Raw genomic sequence first — 16,293 nt, 5'->3', positions numbered from 1 at the left:
CGTTATTCCTTTCGCCAGACATATACGCATTTGCGCAGTGCTTCGCGTCCATGCGCGCCCATTTGCTGGCTGCTGTTTCCTTTGCCGTTCGGAAGTGCCAGAATCTGCTCTGTCCTAAAACCCAACTGCTCGGCAATTTCCGAAAGAATGATGTCTACGGCTATACTAGCTCCAGCGTATCGCACGTTGTCGTTGACCATGATGAGTGGCGCTCCTCTCTTCAGTACTCTCGCTGACTCAAAAATAACGCAAGCCATCTCATAAAAGTAGCCGCGCACCATCCGAGGGATTCCATTATTGTTGAGCAGGCCGAGATTCTTTTGCGAATCTAAGTATTCGAGGATGTTTTGCAGTAGCGTTTGTTGGTCAGCAGCAAGAATGGCTTGTTTCCATTTTGGATTCAGTACCAGAAGGTCTTTGGCTCGGTTTTCAACAGTGCAACTTAACATTTCTTGCCTGAGTTTGAGCAGTTCTCCCTCATCAACGCCAAGTAGCGCGAGTTCCAGAGCGTAAGTGCGTGTGTAATCGTAGCGATTACAATAGGGCGGTGAGGTAATCAGGCAATCATAGGATTCGGTTGAGAGATGAGGCAAGATTTCCAAGCAAGAGCCACCGTAAAGACGGACATCTGCCTTAGAGCGAGTTGTAGCAAATAAATCTTCAGGCAGTTCAGCAGAACGCAAATCGGTAACGATTTCATGTAGTTTAGATGTTATGGCCCTGTCGAAACTCAAAATCTCGCCTTTGTCGAAAAACTTCTTTCCTTGGCGTCGCCCGGCGCGGTAGTCCCATCGGAGATATTGCCCGTCTTTTCGTGTGTAGCTGACATTCTCAAGAACGCATAGCAAAGCAAATAGCAGGATAGCCTTTATTCTTTCTTCCTCTTGTTCCGCCGCCTTGAGGAAACGCCCTATCGCCCCAAGCGTCTCTGCCGGATATGCACCGCGAGTAATACGAAGTTCAATAATAGGCTTCTCCATCGTGATTTGACGCCAAAGACATGTGTCGCGCCAAGAGACTAACCGCTCGATAACCTTATCTTCCAACCCATCTTCAATGATCTGCCTCGTCTTGATGATAGTACGGCCTATCGGAAGTAACTCAACGCCTTCGGCACTCATTCCAAGCCCACCCGCTACAAATAATGCCGTCCCACTGCCTGCAAATGGGTCGAGCACAATGCCACTTGTAATTCGATGTCTCCTTAACAAATGCTCAATGAGGTCAGCAAAAAATGCTTCCTTGTATTTGAACCAACGATAAACCGCTTTGCCTTTATTAGCCTGAAAACTCACAAGTGCGCGCGTGAGTGAGCTATCAATCTGAATTCTGGTCGCCCATTGTAGTTCGGCTTCCCTGTTAAGCTTGTCAATGTCATTAAGTTTTATAGATGTCGCAGTCAACATTTGTTTGGTCACTTAAGTTTTACTTATTTTCTGCCGAAATTTCAAGTGTTATTCCTGCTATCTCTAACAGCCTATTGAACTCCTCTACCTGTCCGATAGAGTCTGGTATCTGGCAGTCCAAAATGAATTTTGCAAATATGAAAAAGGGTATAATTCTCAATAGTTTAAACAAATCCCGAAGTATCGGGACAGTTACATCATCTTAAGCAGGCATCCTTTCTCTGTCAAGGGGAACACAGAGCAGGAGTAATCCCCTTTTGCTTTTAAAGAAAACTTGGATTCTCCGGTCAAGCCGGAGAATGACAAGAAGTGCAGAATGACAAAGGCTCCTCAGGAGCGAAACTGTTTCTTAAAACTACTTTTTTTCTGTCGAGGGGAAAATTAGTAATCCCCACAAGCAATCTGCAGAGTATCTAAAAAAATCCCCTCCCTTGAGGGGAGGGGTTTGGAGAGGGTGAACAGAAAAGTCCAATCACCCCCACCCTCGCCCTCCCCCCTCAAGGGGGAGGGGAAACGGAGTTGCAACCTGCTAACATAGGTAACACATTAACCTATGGACATGGGTAACAGTATAATGGCAGAGCAAGGAGAGAGGGAAAGGTAACAAGGGCTGGATTCTTGTTTTCACAGGAATGACGAATGTGGAAATGTCTTAGGTGAACTATTTCAGGTGAAACATTTCAAGTGAAACATTTCATATTGACTGCTTCCATCTTTTACTGATATAGTGCGACATATGAATAAAAAAATCTCAAAAGAAAAAAAGGATGTGTTTCAAGGTTATTGCCTCTGCAATACTCATGGACAAGGCAAGGCTCATCGAGGGTGAGAAAGTAAAGGATGACAACAGAGCTGATTTGAACAAATTGAACATGATTGAACACTCTAACGATAAAAATGAAGATAATTCAAGCACTTAGGGAATTCAAATTGAACCTATAAAAAAAGGAGATGGCAACGATTTCAGAAGATTTTACACAGAAGATTTTAGACTACCAAAGCATGTTATATATCTATCTGTCCTTCAAAGACCTCTTCAGCAGGACCTGTCATATAGACAGGACTCTCGGATGTCCACTCTATGAACAAGTCTCCGTATTGAAGCTCTACCCTGACATTTCTCTCTGTAAGCCCTTTAAGTATACCTGCAACAACAGATGCCGATGCACCTGTTCCGCAGGCAGGGGTCTCGCCTGAGCCCCTTTCCCATACCCTCATCTTAATGTGGGTAGGCGTGAGGACCTCTACGAACTCTACATTCGTTCTTTTTGGGAAAAGCTGATGCCGCTCTATCAGGGGACCATAATGGCTTACAGGGAATCCTGAAACCGACTTAACGAATATAACTGCATGGGGATTTCCCATCGAGACGCATGTGATGTTAAACAGCCTATCTTGAATCTCCAATGGGTAATCAATCACCCTTCCAGAGATATTGACAGGTATGTCTTTTCCTTCAAGTATAGGGACCCCCATATCCACAGAGACGAGACTGCCTGCCTTAGAGGGCTTTATTATGCCTGCCAATGTCTCTATATTAAGGGTATCTTTTTCGGAAATCCCCCTGTCCCAGATGTATTTTGCAAGGCACCTTATGCCGTTTCCGCACATCTCAACCTCTCCACCATCTGAATTGAATATCCTCATTCTCAGGTCTCCGATATCGGATTTCAAAAGCAGAATGAGCTGGTCAGCACCAATGCCAAGCCGTCTATGGCAGAGCCTTTTTGAAAGCTCGGTAATGCCCTCTGGGATAGATTCCCTGACATCTATCACTATAAAGTCATTTCCGAGGGCATGCATCTTTGTAAATCCGATGCTCGTCACAGAAGTCTTTCGCCTGCTATGAGGTCTTCGTATGTCTGCCTTTTACGAATGAGGAAGTGTCTTTTACCTTTTACCATGACCTCGGCAGGAAGCGGTCTTGAATTGTAGTTTGAACTCATTGAAAACCCGTATGCACCTGCACCAATCACTGCAATGTGCTCTCCTGGACGAATCCTCGGAAGCTCTCTTTCCTTTGCAAGGAAATCCCCTGACTCGCATATAGGTCCTACTATGTCCTGAATGCGATTACGCCGTCCTGTCCTTATCACAGGGATAATCCTGTGATAAGCTCCATAGAGGGATGGCCTCATGAGGTCGTTCATTCCCGCATCCACGATGAGAAACTCCTTGTCCTGTGTTTTTTTGATATATAGGGCTCTTGAGACAAGGATTCCTGCGTTACCCGAAATAGAACGGCCGGGCTCTACTATGAGCGTTAGTCCCTGCCTTCCATTAAGAAGAGGGATTATATGCCTTGCAAGCTCTTTCGGATGAGGTGGAGTTTCGGTGTCATAGGTAATACCAAGCCCTCCACCAATATCGAGGTAACGAATGTCGATTCCCGATGCATCAAGCTTATCCACAAGAAGAAGCGTTCTTCTAAGCCCCTCGACAAAAGGAGAGACCTTTGTTATCTGAGAGCCAAGATGCTTATGGATACCTATAATGTTAATGCCTTTGAGCCTTGCGGCAGACTTGTAGTGTTCAATCGCATCCTCTATTGGTATGCCGAATTTCTGGCTCTTAAGTCCTGTTGCAATATAAGGATGCGTTTCCGGGTCTATATCAGGGTTGACCCTGAGGGCAATGCAAGCCTTTTTTTTCATCACCCGTGCAATCCTGTCTATCTCCATAAGTTCGGAGAAGGACTCTACATTAAACATGAGTATTCCTGCATCAATGGCGTATCTTATCTCATCCTCTGTCTTTCCGACCCCTGCATAGACTATCCTTTTGGCAGGGATGCCTGCCTTAAGTGCCCTATAAAGCTCTCCTCCTGAGACTATGTCTGCGCCTGAGCCGTTTTTCCCGAGAAGCCTGAGTATCGAGAGATTTGAGTTTGCCTTCAGGGCAAAACAGATGATATTTGGAAAACCATCGAATGCATCCTGATATGCATTTAAATGCCTGAGGAGGGTGTTTGAGCTATAGACATATAAAGGAGTTCCATACCTGTCCGCAAGTGTCTTTACAGGAACATCCTCTGCATAAAGCTCGTTTCCTTTATATCTAAATAGATGCATACCTTAATTTACCACTATTATTGACATATAACTCATTTTCCTTTTCTGAAAAGGCTCAAGAAGGAATTCAGGATTTTGAGGGGTTTCCGCAGTTTTGCCTTTAGTGCCCATATATTTTTTCCCGGAAAAAGCAAAAATAAAAGCGAGATGCCTATCTGCCTTAGATTGAATCCGAGTCTGAGAAATGGGAATACCCTGAAGCCTGACTCACTTAGGTCAAGACGAACTGTCATAAGATACTGTCTTGCTAAGTCCCTGACCATGCCTTTTTGAAATCTTACCTTGTATTTCCCCAAAAGATAAGAGGCATCGTGTGCAAAGATATGTCTTCTTAGGGAAGTCCAACTGCCTTCGTGCATCCTATAAATAAATGTTGGCTCAGGTATATATCTGAATTCCCCTATCTCGGAAAGCCTGAGCATAAGGTCAAAGTCCTCTTCGGCAAGCATCACAGGGTCAAATGGATACTCGAGTTTCTCTACGGCATCCCTTTTTACCAAAGCAGACTGAAGCCATATGAAGTTTTTCTTACATAGATGCCTTGTGATACTGCCTGAGTGGAATTCCCCTTCAGGGTCAAAAGGGACATACTCCTTATTGGATGCCATGTCCCTTATCAGGAAATTGCCGTAAACGACAATCGTGTCTTTTTGAAATGCATTAAGGTGAGAGCTTAGGTGCTCTGGCATCCACACATCATCGCAATCGAGAAATGAAACGAAATTACCGCTTGCCTTCTCGAATGCCTTGTTCCGAGCTACACCAAGTGGAAGAAACTCCGTGCCTCTGAAGTATTTAAGCCTGCTGTCATAGCTTTTTGCAATGTCTGGGCTTTCGTCTGTCGAGAGGTTATCGTAGAAGATAATCTCCCAGTCCGTGAATGTCTGGCTATAGATACTGTCAATCGCCTCCCGAAGATACTTCGAGCTGTTATAGCAGTTCATTATGACGCTTACAAGAGGCATGATGTGTTAATTAAATCTCAGCGATGTTTAAGGCTCCAGTCATAGGGAATTCTTTTGTCGAATGGCTCGAGCCTTTCAATCTCCTCAGGGTCATGAGGAAGGGTGGCACAGTTTGCAATAATCGCAGGCTTAATGCCTATGCCTTTTGTTCCGTTCCATACCATTGGAGGGATTTTTACAAGCACATAGTTTTCCTCTCCCATAAAAAGCTCCATAAGTTCGCCTTTGGTTGCCGAGTCCTTTCGCTCATCGTAAAGCACAAGTTTTATCATTCCCTGTATGACTGCATAGTTTAGAGTCATCCTCTTATGGATGTGCCATCCTTTGATTACATTGGGATAGACTGTGGAAAAATATATCTCGCCAAACTTCTCAAACTCAGGGTCATCTGCCCTGAGCATGTGATATATACAGCCCCGCTCATCAGGTATCTTTCTTAAAGGTTTTATCACAACACCATCTATCATGGCACTACATTTTATACCATTTCCTCTTTTTAAAAAGCAATCGAAGGGAGCTATAAGTCAACTTGCAATCTCGCCGTTTACAGGCTATATTTTCTTCCATAGACCTCATCTAATATCTCCCTTGCGCCCTTTGTAAGGAGGTCTTCGGCAAGCCTTATACCTAAGGCATCTGCATCCTCAGGGCTTCCTTTTATCTCAGACCTAATTATCATATCTCCTGAGATGCTTCCAACAAGCCCTCGAATAAAAAGCTCTTTCTTTAGAAGTCTTGCATGTGCGGCTATTGGCACCTGACAGCCGCCTTCAAGCCTCCTGAGCATAGCCCTCTCTGCCTTAACGCATAGTGCTGTCTCTGTGTGGTTTAACGAAGACAGTAGCCTGTTTATGAATTCATCCTTTACCCTGCATTCTATGCCTATCGCACCCTGTCCTATGGCAGGAAGGCTTATCTCTGGAGAAAGGATTTCTGTAATTACATTTTCAAACCCGAGCCTTTTTACGCCTGCCAGTGCAAGGATTATTGCATCGAATCGTCCTTCGTCGAGCTTTCTTAAGCGTGTGTCGAGATTACCCCTTAAGGAGGTTATCTCCAAATCAGGCCTCAAGCTAAGGAGCTGACATGAGCGCCTGAGACTCGATGTGCCTATGTGGCTATTATGAGGAAGGCTCTGAAAAGAGCTTATTCCTTTTTTTGCAATGAATGCATCTCTTGGGTCTTCCCTTTCTAAGACTGCACTGAGGTGAAGCCCCTCTGGCAGGTCAGTTGGGACATCCTTCATGCTATGAACCGCAAGGTCAGCCTTGCCTTTTAGTAGTGCCTCTTCTATCTCTTTAACAAAAAGCCCTTTGCCCCCAACCTTTGAAAGAGGCACATCCAGAATCTTATCCCCTGTTGTCTTTATTTTTAAAAGCACAACATGAAGCTTGGGGTTAAGTCTCTGAAGATTGGACATCACCCATTCTGACTGCCATAGGGCAAGCTTGCTTCCGCGTGTGCCAATTATGACTTTAGATTTCACTGCCCGTTTATGCCGTAAAGCCTTTTTATGGTTGCGATGAGAAACTCTTTGTCTTCCGAGTCCTCTTTTAGGGCAACTGTCGGAGAGTGTATAAGTTTATTGACTATTGCAGTTGCCATATATTCGACTGCCTTTCTTTCTTTTTCTCCCAATTCAGGAAGTCTATTAAGAAGCCTTTCTATCTCCTCCTTTTTTATGCCCTCTGCCATCTCTCTTAGGGCTACGATTGCAGGCACTGCATCCAGAGACTCAAACCATCTGAGGAATGTCTCCACTTCCTCTGCTATAATGCCTTCTGCCTTTTCAGCCTCTTTTTTCCTTTCGAGCATGTTTGTGTCAATCACGCCCTGTAAGTCATCCACATCGTAGAGGAATACATTTTCCATCCTGTTTATCTCAGGGTCTATGTTCCTTGGGACCGATATGTCTATTATGAATACAGGTTTTTGTTTTCTTTCCTTCATGACTGCATGCATCTCTGCCTTTGTGACAACATATGTTGGTGCTCCTGTGGAGCATATTACTATGTCTGTGTGCCTCATCTCATGAAGGAACTCATTGAACCTTACTGCCCTGCCTCCGAATTCTTTAGCAAGCTCCACCCCTCGCTCAAAAGTCCTGTTTGCAACCACAATCTCCCTGACACCAGAGGAGACGAGATGTCTTGCGGCAAGCTCTGCCATCTCGCCTGCTCCGAGAAGCATGACCGACTTTTCGGAGATATCCGTAAAAATCTTTCTTGCGAGCTCCACTCCCGCAAAACTTATCGAGACAGCATTCTCTGCAATCTTGGTCTCTGTTCTTACCCTCTTTGCAACGGAGATTGCCTTTTTCATGAGCTTATTAAGAAGCACCCCTGTTGTCTTTTTAAGTAGGGCAAACTCGAATGCATCCTTAAGCTGACCTAATATCTGGGGCTCGCCGACAATCATAGAGTCTAAAGAAGAGGCAACCCTGAAGATATGCCTTACTGCATCTTTTCCGCTCAGGAAATAAAGTGCGGACTCAAGGAGATGGCTTTTTATTCCGTGAAACTCCGATATGAATCCCTTAATGGCATCCGATGCTTCATCTTTGTCCAATACATTCGTGTAAATCTCAACCCTGTTACAAGTAGAAAGCACCACTGCCTCTAAAAAGCCCGGAAGCCCTTTCAACCCCATGAGCCCCTCATGAAGCCTTGGACCTTCAAAGGCAAGCTTTTCCCTTACCTCGACATCGGCAATCTTATGGTTCAGTCCAACGACAAGGATGTTCATAGGAATACATGCCTTCCCTTTTCAAGAAGTTTTATGCCAAAGAAGGCAATGAGTATCGTAAGGAAGCCTATTATCGAAAGAATTGCGGCCCTTTTTCCTCTCCAGCCTGCGAGGAGCCTTGCATGGAGGATTGTGGCATAGATGAGCCATGTTACGAGTGACCAGACCTCCCTTGGGTCCCATCTCCAGTATGAGCCCCATGCAGTGTTTGCCCACAAAGAGCCTGTTATTATGGCTAAGGTAAAAAGCGGGAATCCCCATGTGATAAGCCTGTAGTTAATCTCATCGAGGCTCTGAAGAGATGGAAGCCTCCTGAAGAGGTCCCCTATGTGCTTTGACCTTACAAATCGCTCCTGCACAAGATACATGACTCCGATGCCAAATGCCATGGCAAATGCGGCATTCCCTAAAAACGCAAACACAGTGTGTATTCCAAGCCAATTGCTCTGAAGCATAGGACTCAGGTCCTTAATCTCTCTTGGAAGCATGGAGGATGAAAGCATGAGGACAAATACAATCGGCATTATGAAAGACCCCAGAAGGCCAATCCTGTATCTGAATTCTATGATAAAAAACATGAAAACGATACACCATGAAAAAAACGATGTTGCCTCATGCGCATTCGATATTGGTATGTGCCCTGCGATGACATACCTGTAGATGATGCTTATGCTGTGGCTAAAGAAACCAAAGCCTGCTATAACAAGCATGAAACGGGATGTCGTCTTTGTGCTTTTGAAAAGCTCTATGATACCTATAAGTACTGCGGCGAGATAAAGCGTCAGTGCAAGCTCAAATGAGAGGGTGCCTGTGTCCATCAAAAGCACCCAAGCTCGCAGTCTGTAATCTTTATCCTGAGCTCATCTGCGGCTCTTCCAACCTCTCCGTAAGAAACCTTATAGGTCTCTGCAATCTGCCTTGCCATGGCACAGCTAATCCTGCCTTCGGATGACTTCTCTTTAAGCACCTCTTTTATCCTTGTATCCATCTATAAGTCCTATGATAAAGCTTATATAGCCTTCTTCGTCCTCAGGAGAAAACACCGGTTTTCCCTTTAGCTTGAGCCCTCTGTCTCCTATAATAACATCAGCCATCTTTAAGGTGTTTTCCGCAGATTTTTTAAATCCGCCTTTATATACAAATATTACAATATCAGGCATTAAAACCTCAATCGCACTATTGCCCTCGATGATAATGCCCTTAAGATGGGAAAGCCTATCTATTGCCATTGAAAGGATTTCTTTAAGAGCCTCTTTTGGGGATGAAACCCATAGGACCTCTTCGGCACCTGCCCTAAGGAGTCTTTCTGTGTCTTTGCCTTTCTGCCGCAGAACCTCAGGGTCATCTATGATAGAGCTATAAAGGTTTGTCTTAGTGTATTTTATAGCGGCCCAGCCTTTTAGCCTTTTTAAAAGGTTACAGGCAACTTCTGTCTTCCCTGCCTTGCTTTGGCTTCCTCCTACTCCTATAACGATGTGTCTCAGCCCTACTCTTCTTTTTTAAGGAAAACAAATATGTTCAGACCTGCGGCTAAGAGGAAAAACGCAGCTGTAATCCAGAAACCAAACTCATATTCCACCCGAACCATTCCGCTTGCTTCCTTTGTGATATCGCCATCGAGCTTTGATTTTAAAAGCAGAATCATGACCAATCCCACTACACCTAAGATTGCAGGTGCAATAGCACTCTTATTGCCCCTAAGAAAGCTCAAGACCAATCCTAAAACTGCCACTGCTAATGCCGCAATTGCAAATGGCTGTATCTCTACTTTCTGACCAGCCTTCGCGGTTGGCTCCTGCCCAGGCATGCCTCCTGGCTGTTGCTGCATCATCTGGCTCATATCCGGCATGTCCATGTCTATGGTTGTGCCTGTGATTAGCTGAAAACCAGAAATGCTTTTGCCAACCTTCTGCCCCTGACAGGAAAGATGCATAAACGGAAGGAAAAAACAAATAATGATAATCCCGAAAATTACAGGTGAGAATTTTTTAATCCCCATTCTTGTCTCTCCTTTACTTTCACTTGTATCTACAGGTCCTACACTGGGTTTCCTTATGTCTCCTGTTGCTATTTTCTCCTTAGCCTCTGCCGCCCTTTTAGCCTTCCACTCCTCGTATTCCTCACGACTTTTAAACTCAGGCATAATGACCTCCCTTTATTGAAATTATAATTCCAATATAATTCTGGTTATACTCTAAAATTTTTAATAAAATATTTCAAGGGAAAAATATCAGAAAGAGCGGGCGACGGGACTTGAACCCGCGACAACCTGCTTGGGAAGCAGGCACTCTACCAACTGAGTTACGCCCGCATAAGTGTTTTATAAAATACCCTCTATATAAAAGTCAATCCAACCGGTATCGATAGATATGAATTATTATGTTCATTTTAAGGTTTTTTGCTGTAATATTAAATATGGTTAGATATATTATTTTCCTTACCGCATGTCTTTTGTTTTCTGTGACCTCGGCAGAGGTTAGTGACATCTATAGCGAAAGGCGAAGGCAGATGGTGGAGGAGGACATATTGGCAAAGGGAATTAGAGATGAACTGGTTTTAAAGGCAATGAGAGCTATTCCAAGACATCTCTTTGTGCCGAGGCATTATATGGATAAGGCATATGGCGATTATCCGCTTCCTATAGGAGAGGGTCAGACAATATCGCAGCCATATGTGGTTGCACTTATGACAGAGGCACTAATGCTTAGCCCAACTGACAGGGTCCTCGAGATAGGGACAGGCTCAGGGTATCAAGCCGCAGTGCTTGCCGAGCTCGTCAAAGAGGTCTATACGATAGAGATAAGAAAGGGGCTTTCAGAGGAGGCTGAAAGGAGGCTTAAGGAGATGGGCTACAGGAACATCAAGGTCAAACATGCAGATGGATATTTTGGCTGGCAGGAGTATGCACCATTCGATGCCATAATCATAACTGCCTCTGCAAACCATATCCCTCCGCCTCTTATCAAACAGCTTAAAGAAGGCGGAAGACTCATTGTTCCGCTTGGAAGCACTCTTTATTACCAGACCCTTACGCTTGTAACCAAGAAAAAGGCAGAGATAGAGCTTACCCAGATGGGACCAGTTTCTTTTGTCCCAATGGTTGGCGAGGTAGAAAAGACAAGATGATATTTTATAAAAGGGTATCCTTCTGGCTCATCCTAATTTTGGTATCAGCAGTTTTATTTTTTGCTTTAAAAAAGAGATTTACATCTATCGAGGTGAAGACACAGATAGCAAGCCGACAGTCTATCGAGCTTACAGTGTCGGGCATTGCAACAGGAACCATAAAATCCGATATGGAGGTAAAGGTCACTGCCCAGAGAATAGGAAGGATTTCAAGACTCTTAGTCGAGGAAGGTGACATTGTAAAGGCAGGCGAAACCATTGCAGAGCTTGACTCTGAGGAGGCATATCTTTCAGTTCAAATAGCCAAGGCATCACATGAAAAAGCTAAGGCACTGCTTGAGGAGATGAAGACTGCGATTGAGGCTTTAAAGGTAGAGGTAGAGACAGGCATTCAAAAGGCAGAGGCTAATCTCAAGGAGGCTAATAAAAGGCTTAAAAGGCTTAAAGACCTTAAGGGAGAGGGCTTTGTTTCGGAAACCGAGCTTGACTCCGCAGAGTTGAATTACGATGTCTCAAAGGCAAACTACGACTTTGCACTTTCGGGAAAAGACAGGCTTAATGCAAAGAAAGGCAAGATTAAGGCACAGGAGGCAACCATAAAAGAGGCGGTCAATCAACTGGCACTTGCGGAGCTGAATTATAAATACTCATTTATAAAATCGCCCATCTCAGGTGTTGTGTCGGCCCGACCTGTGAAGCTGGGCGAGACTGTTATAAAGGGAGCCCTCATTGCCACTGTTACCAAAATAGACTCGTTTTACATAGAGGCATTTATAGATGAGGCGGATGTGGGAAAGGTAAAAATAGGTCAGGATGTCCATATATCTCTGGATGCTTATCCAGAAAAAACATTTTCTGGCAGGCTATATGCAATATCTCCTGTGGTTTTGGGTGGAAAACAAGAGACAAGGTCATTTGAAGTAAGAAGCAGGTTTAAGGGAAAAGACATTCAGGTGAAGCCCGGAATGTCGGCAGACATAGAGATAGTTGTCTCGACGGCAGGTGATGCCATTGTAGTTCCGTCTCAGGCAGTGGTTGAAAAAGATGGGAAAAAACATCTCTATGTGAAAGAAGGCACAAGGGCAAGACTCAAGGAGGTCAAGATAGGGCTTTTTAACTGGACATATACTCAGATAATCTCAGGCATAAAAGAAGGCGCTGAGGTTTTAATCAATCCTGACACCCCAGGTCTAAAAGACAGCGTAAGGATAAAAACCAGTGAGTCTGATCATTGAACTCAAAAGAGTTGAGAAATCCTATTCCCTTCCAAGGATTTCTATAGAGGTGCTGAGGGGCATAGACCTTGAGGTCAAAGAAGGGGAGTTCGTTACAATAATGGGACCATCTGGCTCTGGCAAGTCAACCATCCTTCATATAATAGGCTGTCTTGACAGACCCACATCAGGGCTATATCTGTTTTCAGGCACCGATATAAGCGGCAAAACCGACAATGAGCTTGCAGAGATTAGAAACAGAAAGATTGGCTTTGTGTTTCAGGGCTTCAATCTCCTTCCGAGATTTTCTGCATGGAAGAATGTGGAGCTACCGCTTCTTTATAGCGGGGTCTCCTCACACGAAAGGCAGGAAAAGACTTACCAGACCCTTGAAAAACTTGGTCTTTCTGACAGGGCAGGTCATACGCCATCTGAGCTTTCAGGCGGCGAACAGCAGAGGGTTGCCATTGCGAGGGCACTTATAAATAATCCTTCGGTAATCCTTGCCGATGAGCCCACTGGAAACTTAGACAGCCATTCGGGCGTAGAGATTATGAATATATTCTCAAGGCTCAAGGAAGAGGGTGTGACCATCATAATGGTCACACACGAAAAAGACATTGCAAGTACTGCCGAAAGGGTAATCACCCTAAAAGACGGGGTCTGTTACAATGGATGTTATTGAGACACTGAGGACAGCAAAGGACTCACTTTATACAAACAAGGTGAGGTCTGCCCTCACTATGCTTGGCGTAGTCATCGGAGTGTCGGCAGTAATTCTTCTTGTTGCAATAGGCGAGGGGGCAAGAAGATATATCCGGAAAGAGCTTGGGGAGCTTGGCTCTAACATTCTTGTCGTTGTGCCCGGAAAGACATCCAGAGAAGGCGGAATGCACATGGGCACATCTGCCGTAAGAAAACTCACATACGAGGATGCCGTCCTTATAGAGAAGCGCTCCCAAAATATACTTTACGCAGTGCCTATTATTGTCGGCACATCAAAGATAAAACATGAAGGCAAAAGCAGGGACACTTATGTAGTAGGCGTTGGAGATGCTTATTTTAATATAAGAAACTTGAGGATTGCCGTTGGAAGGGCAATCAGTGCATCCGATGTGGATGATGCAAGGCGCGTTGCGGTTTTAGGAAGAACAGTAAAAAGAGAGCTCATGGGAGACAAAAACCCTCTTGGCGCAAAGGTAACGCTTACGGATACGAAATACAGGATAGTGGGAGTTATGGAGCTAAAAGGGGTTGCATTAGGCTTTGATGTAGACGATGTTGTCTTCATACCGGTCAGCTCTGCCAGAGAGCTCTTTGACACTGACTGGCTCTTTAATATAACGGTGAAGGTCAAAAACGCAGAGCAGATTCCATCTGCTAAGGAGGACATCAGGGGACTGCTTATAAGAAGGCATGCAGGCAAGGAGGATTTTACAATCCTGAGTCAGGACGAGATGATTGCCGTTATGAGCAAGATACTTAATATAATGACTGCTGTCCTTGCAGGCATTGCGGCAATATCTCTGATTGTAGGTGGAATCGGAATAATGAACATAATGCTTGTCTCGGTGAGGGAGAGGACAAGGGAGATTGGCATAAGAAAGGCATTGGGTGCAAAGAACAGGGATATACTGTTTCAGTTTCTCATAGAGGCAGTTGCACTGAGTCTCATAGGTGGTATATGCGGAATCATATTTGGAGGAGGGATGTCTTTGGGAATCCCTTATTTCGTGGAATTCCTTCCAGCACATCTCACATGGTGGTCGGTTGTGGTTGCATTTTTATTTTCATTTGCAGTGGGCGTGTTTTTTGGCGTGTATCCTGCAAGAAAGGCATCCTTTCAGGACACGATAGTTGCCTTAAGATATGAATAGGGTAGCGTAAAATACGGAAAATGGTTGACACGACCAATTACCCGAATCTATGTTAAAATATTATGCTCTCATCACTTGTTTGCAATGAAGATGGAATTAGACAAACTTCATGAGGAATGCGGTATCTTCGGTGTCTATGGACACGAGGAGGCGGCAAACCTTGTCTATTTAGGCTTATATGCCCTTCAGCACAGGGGTCAAGAAGGCTCAGGAATATCTTCATCAGACGGCAGACACCTTTACACTGAAAAAGGCATGGGATTAGTGGCAGACATTTTTAGCGAAAAGAGGCTCAAGCGCCTCCCAGGCAATATAGCCATCGGACATAACAGGTATTCCACAGCAGGCTCAAGCGTTCTTAAGAATGTCCAGCCAATAGTTGCCAACTTTGCCTTAGGAATGCTTGCTATCGCACATAATGGCAACCTCGTCAATGCAAAGGAGTTAAGGGAAAAGTTAGAGGCAGATGGCGCAATATTTCAGTCCACATCAGACAGCGAGGTCATTATTCATCTTATAGCCCACTCAAAAAACGAAGATGTATACGAAAGAATATTAGATGCCCTCAAGGCTGTAAGTGGTGCATACAGCCTCCTCCTTTTAATGGAAAAGGAGATTATAGCAGTCAGAGACCCTTATGGCGTAAGACCTCTTTGTATCGGTCGGGTCGATGGCACATATGCAGTTGCCTCGGAGACATGCTCATTTGACCTTATAGGAGGCACATACCTTAGGGATGTAGAGCCAGGAGAGATGCTGATTATTAACGACAATGGCATAAGGTCGATAAAAACCCTTTCAAGCCCAAGAAGGGCTTTCTGCATATTTGAGTTTATATATTTTTCCCGTCCTGACAGCTATATCTTTGGCGGAAACAATGTCAATCAGCTGAGGAAAAACTTCGGAAGACTTCTTGCAAAAGAATCCCCTGTCGATGCAGACATCGTTATACCAGTGCCTGACTCGGGAGTGCCTGCGGCAATTGGGTTTTCAGAGGAAAGCGGAATACATTTCGATTTTGGACTTATAAGAAGCCACTACATTGGAAGGACATTCATAGAGCCCAGACAGAGCATAAGGCATTTCGGCGTGAAGATAAAACTAAACCCTGTCAAAGAGCTTCTTTCGGGCAAAAGGGTCATAGTGGTGGATGACTCCATAGTAAGGGGCACGACAAGTAAGAAAATCGTAAAAATGCTAAGAGAAGGAGGAGGAGCAAAAGAGGTTCATATGAGAATCAGCTCTCCGCCTAATATAGGGCCATGTTTTTACGGCATAGACACTCCCACACGGCAGGAGCTAATTGCAACCACGCACTCCATAGATGAGATAAAAAAATACATTACAGCGGATTCCCTTTCATATCTAAATCTCGGTGGACTCAAAGACATTGTGCCAAACCCTGAAAATTACTGTACAGCATGTTTTGATAATCACTATCCAATAAGCTTCCCGGGAGAGAAGTTACACCAGATGGGATTTGCATTCTGATGAGAAAAAATTTAAAGGTTGATATAAAATATAATATAATCTCCGAAGACCCAAAATAAAATAATAAGAGGGCAGGGAGAAAAACTGGAGGTAACAAATGAAGAGGAACTGCTGGGAATTTAAGGGTTGTGGAAGACAGCCGGGTGGAAAAAGAGAAAAACAAAATGGAATCTGTCCTGCCACTACAGAGGCAAAGCTTAATGGCATTCATGGAGGAAAAAACGCAGGAAGGGCATGTTGGGTTGTGGCAGGCACATGGTGTGGTGGAGATGTTCAAGGCTCATTTGCACAGAAATACAAAAACTGCGAGCTCTGCGACTTCTATCAGACCGTAAGAAGGGAAGAAGGAGCAAATTACCAGATTTCGATATTGCTTTTGAATAAGCTAAAAAAATAAG

General features: G+C 44.4%; 18 protein-coding genes and 1 tRNA gene. 7 read left to right on the top strand and 12 right to left on the bottom strand.

What is annotated here, in order from left to right:
• Positions 1–2: 2 nt before the first annotated feature.
• Complete coding sequence (locus HY805_10170; GenBank protein MBI4824576.1) at positions 3–1,406, bottom strand: site-specific DNA-methyltransferase; 1,404 nt, start codon at positions 1,404–1,406, stop codon at positions 3–5.
• Between the two features lie 767 nt (positions 1,407–2,173).
• Here HY805_10170 and HY805_10165 point away from each other — a divergent pair.
• The gene (locus HY805_10165; protein ID MBI4824575.1) at positions 2,174–2,326 is read left to right on the top strand and encodes a hypothetical protein; all 153 of its coding nucleotides are present in this window, start codon (positions 2,174–2,176) and stop codon (positions 2,324–2,326) included.
• Positions 2,327–2,411: 85 nt separating this feature from the next.
• Here HY805_10165 and HY805_10160 read toward each other — a convergent pair whose 3' ends face one another.
• The 11 genes from HY805_10160 to HY805_10110 form a co-directional block, all read right to left on the bottom strand.
• Entirely contained in the window at positions 2,412–3,224 is an 813-nt protein-coding gene (locus HY805_10160) for a diaminopimelate epimerase (GenBank protein ID MBI4824574.1), read from the bottom strand.
• A 5-nt stretch (positions 3,225–3,229) separates the two neighbouring features.
• Positions 3,230–4,477, bottom strand: coding sequence for a diaminopimelate decarboxylase (gene lysA, locus HY805_10155; GenBank protein MBI4824573.1), 1,248 nt, complete (start codon positions 4,475–4,477; stop codon positions 3,230–3,232).
• A 32-nt stretch (positions 4,478–4,509) separates the two neighbouring features.
• Positions 4,510–5,442: a glycosyltransferase gene (locus HY805_10150; GenBank protein MBI4824572.1), complete on the bottom strand. Its 933-nt coding sequence runs from the start codon at positions 5,440–5,442 to the stop codon at positions 4,510–4,512.
• A gap of 17 nt (positions 5,443–5,459) precedes the next feature.
• Positions 5,460–5,909, bottom strand: a complete 450-nt coding sequence (locus tag HY805_10145; GenBank protein ID MBI4824571.1) for a dTDP-4-dehydrorhamnose 3,5-epimerase family protein — start codon at positions 5,907–5,909, stop codon at positions 5,460–5,462.
• A gap of 77 nt (positions 5,910–5,986) precedes the next feature.
• Positions 5,987–6,928 carry a hydroxymethylbilane synthase gene (hemC, locus tag HY805_10140; protein MBI4824570.1) on the bottom strand — a complete coding sequence of 314 codons (942 nt, stop codon included), beginning with the start codon at positions 6,926–6,928 and terminating at the stop codon, positions 5,987–5,989.
• Positions 6,925–8,187 carry a glutamyl-tRNA reductase gene (locus HY805_10135; GenBank protein ID MBI4824569.1) on the bottom strand — a complete coding sequence of 421 codons (1,263 nt, stop codon included), beginning with the start codon at positions 8,185–8,187 and terminating at the stop codon, positions 6,925–6,927. Before HY805_10135 ends, hemC begins: the two co-directional genes overlap by 4 nt.
• Positions 8,184–9,005 carry a c-type cytochrome biogenesis protein CcsB gene (gene ccsB / locus HY805_10130; GenBank protein MBI4824568.1) on the bottom strand — a complete coding sequence of 274 codons (822 nt, stop codon included), beginning with the start codon at positions 9,003–9,005 and terminating at the stop codon, positions 8,184–8,186. Before ccsB ends, HY805_10135 begins: the two co-directional genes overlap by 4 nt.
• Positions 9,005–9,175, bottom strand: coding sequence for a hypothetical protein (locus HY805_10125; GenBank protein ID MBI4824567.1), 171 nt, complete (start codon positions 9,173–9,175; stop codon positions 9,005–9,007). Before HY805_10125 ends, ccsB begins: the two co-directional genes overlap by 1 nt.
• Positions 9,147–9,416 carry a hypothetical protein gene (locus HY805_10120; GenBank protein MBI4824566.1) on the bottom strand — a complete coding sequence of 90 codons (270 nt, stop codon included), beginning with the start codon at positions 9,414–9,416 and terminating at the stop codon, positions 9,147–9,149. The genes HY805_10125 and HY805_10120 overlap by 29 nt, the downstream gene beginning before the upstream one ends.
• Positions 9,417–9,673: 257 nt before the next feature.
• Positions 9,674–10,330: a hypothetical protein gene (locus HY805_10115; GenBank protein ID MBI4824565.1), complete on the bottom strand. Its 657-nt coding sequence runs from the start codon at positions 10,328–10,330 to the stop codon at positions 9,674–9,676.
• Positions 10,331–10,425: 95 nt separating this feature from the next.
• Positions 10,426–10,498: transfer RNA gene (locus tag HY805_10110), tRNA-Gly, on the bottom strand.
• Positions 10,499–10,602: 104 nt separating this feature from the next.
• Between HY805_10110 and HY805_10105 the strand changes: the two genes are divergently transcribed.
• The 6 genes from HY805_10105 (at position 10,603) to HY805_10080 (ending at position 16,292) form a co-directional block, all read left to right on the top strand.
• Positions 10,603–11,313 carry a protein-L-isoaspartate(D-aspartate) O-methyltransferase gene (locus HY805_10105; GenBank protein ID MBI4824564.1) on the top strand — a complete coding sequence of 237 codons (711 nt, stop codon included), beginning with the start codon at positions 10,603–10,605 and terminating at the stop codon, positions 11,311–11,313.
• Positions 11,310–12,548 (top strand): efflux RND transporter periplasmic adaptor subunit, encoded by a 1,239-nt coding sequence (locus HY805_10100; protein MBI4824563.1) that lies wholly within the window; start codon positions 11,310–11,312, stop codon positions 12,546–12,548. Before HY805_10105 ends, HY805_10100 begins: the two co-directional genes overlap by 4 nt.
• Positions 12,541–13,212, top strand: coding sequence for an ABC transporter ATP-binding protein (locus tag HY805_10095; GenBank protein MBI4824562.1), 672 nt, complete (start codon positions 12,541–12,543; stop codon positions 13,210–13,212). The genes HY805_10100 and HY805_10095 overlap by 8 nt, the downstream gene beginning before the upstream one ends.
• Complete coding sequence (locus HY805_10090; protein ID MBI4824561.1) at positions 13,199–14,404, top strand: ABC transporter permease; 1,206 nt, start codon at positions 13,199–13,201, stop codon at positions 14,402–14,404. Before HY805_10095 ends, HY805_10090 begins: the two co-directional genes overlap by 14 nt.
• Positions 14,405–14,494: 90 nt before the next feature.
• Positions 14,495–15,895, top strand: coding sequence for an amidophosphoribosyltransferase (locus HY805_10085; GenBank protein MBI4824560.1), 1,401 nt, complete (start codon positions 14,495–14,497; stop codon positions 15,893–15,895).
• Between the two features lie 97 nt (positions 15,896–15,992).
• A complete protein-coding gene (locus HY805_10080) occupies positions 15,993–16,292 on the top strand; it encodes a hypothetical protein (protein ID MBI4824559.1) in 300 nt (99 codons plus the stop codon).
• Position 16,293: the final 1 nt, after the last annotated feature.

The organism is Nitrospirota bacterium (assembly GCA_016207905.1).
Lineage (GTDB): Bacteria > Nitrospirota > Thermodesulfovibrionia > Thermodesulfovibrionales > JdFR-86 > JACQZC01.
The sequence above is the reverse complement of the archived record's forward strand: the minus strand, read 5'-3'. Positions and strand labels throughout refer to the sequence as shown.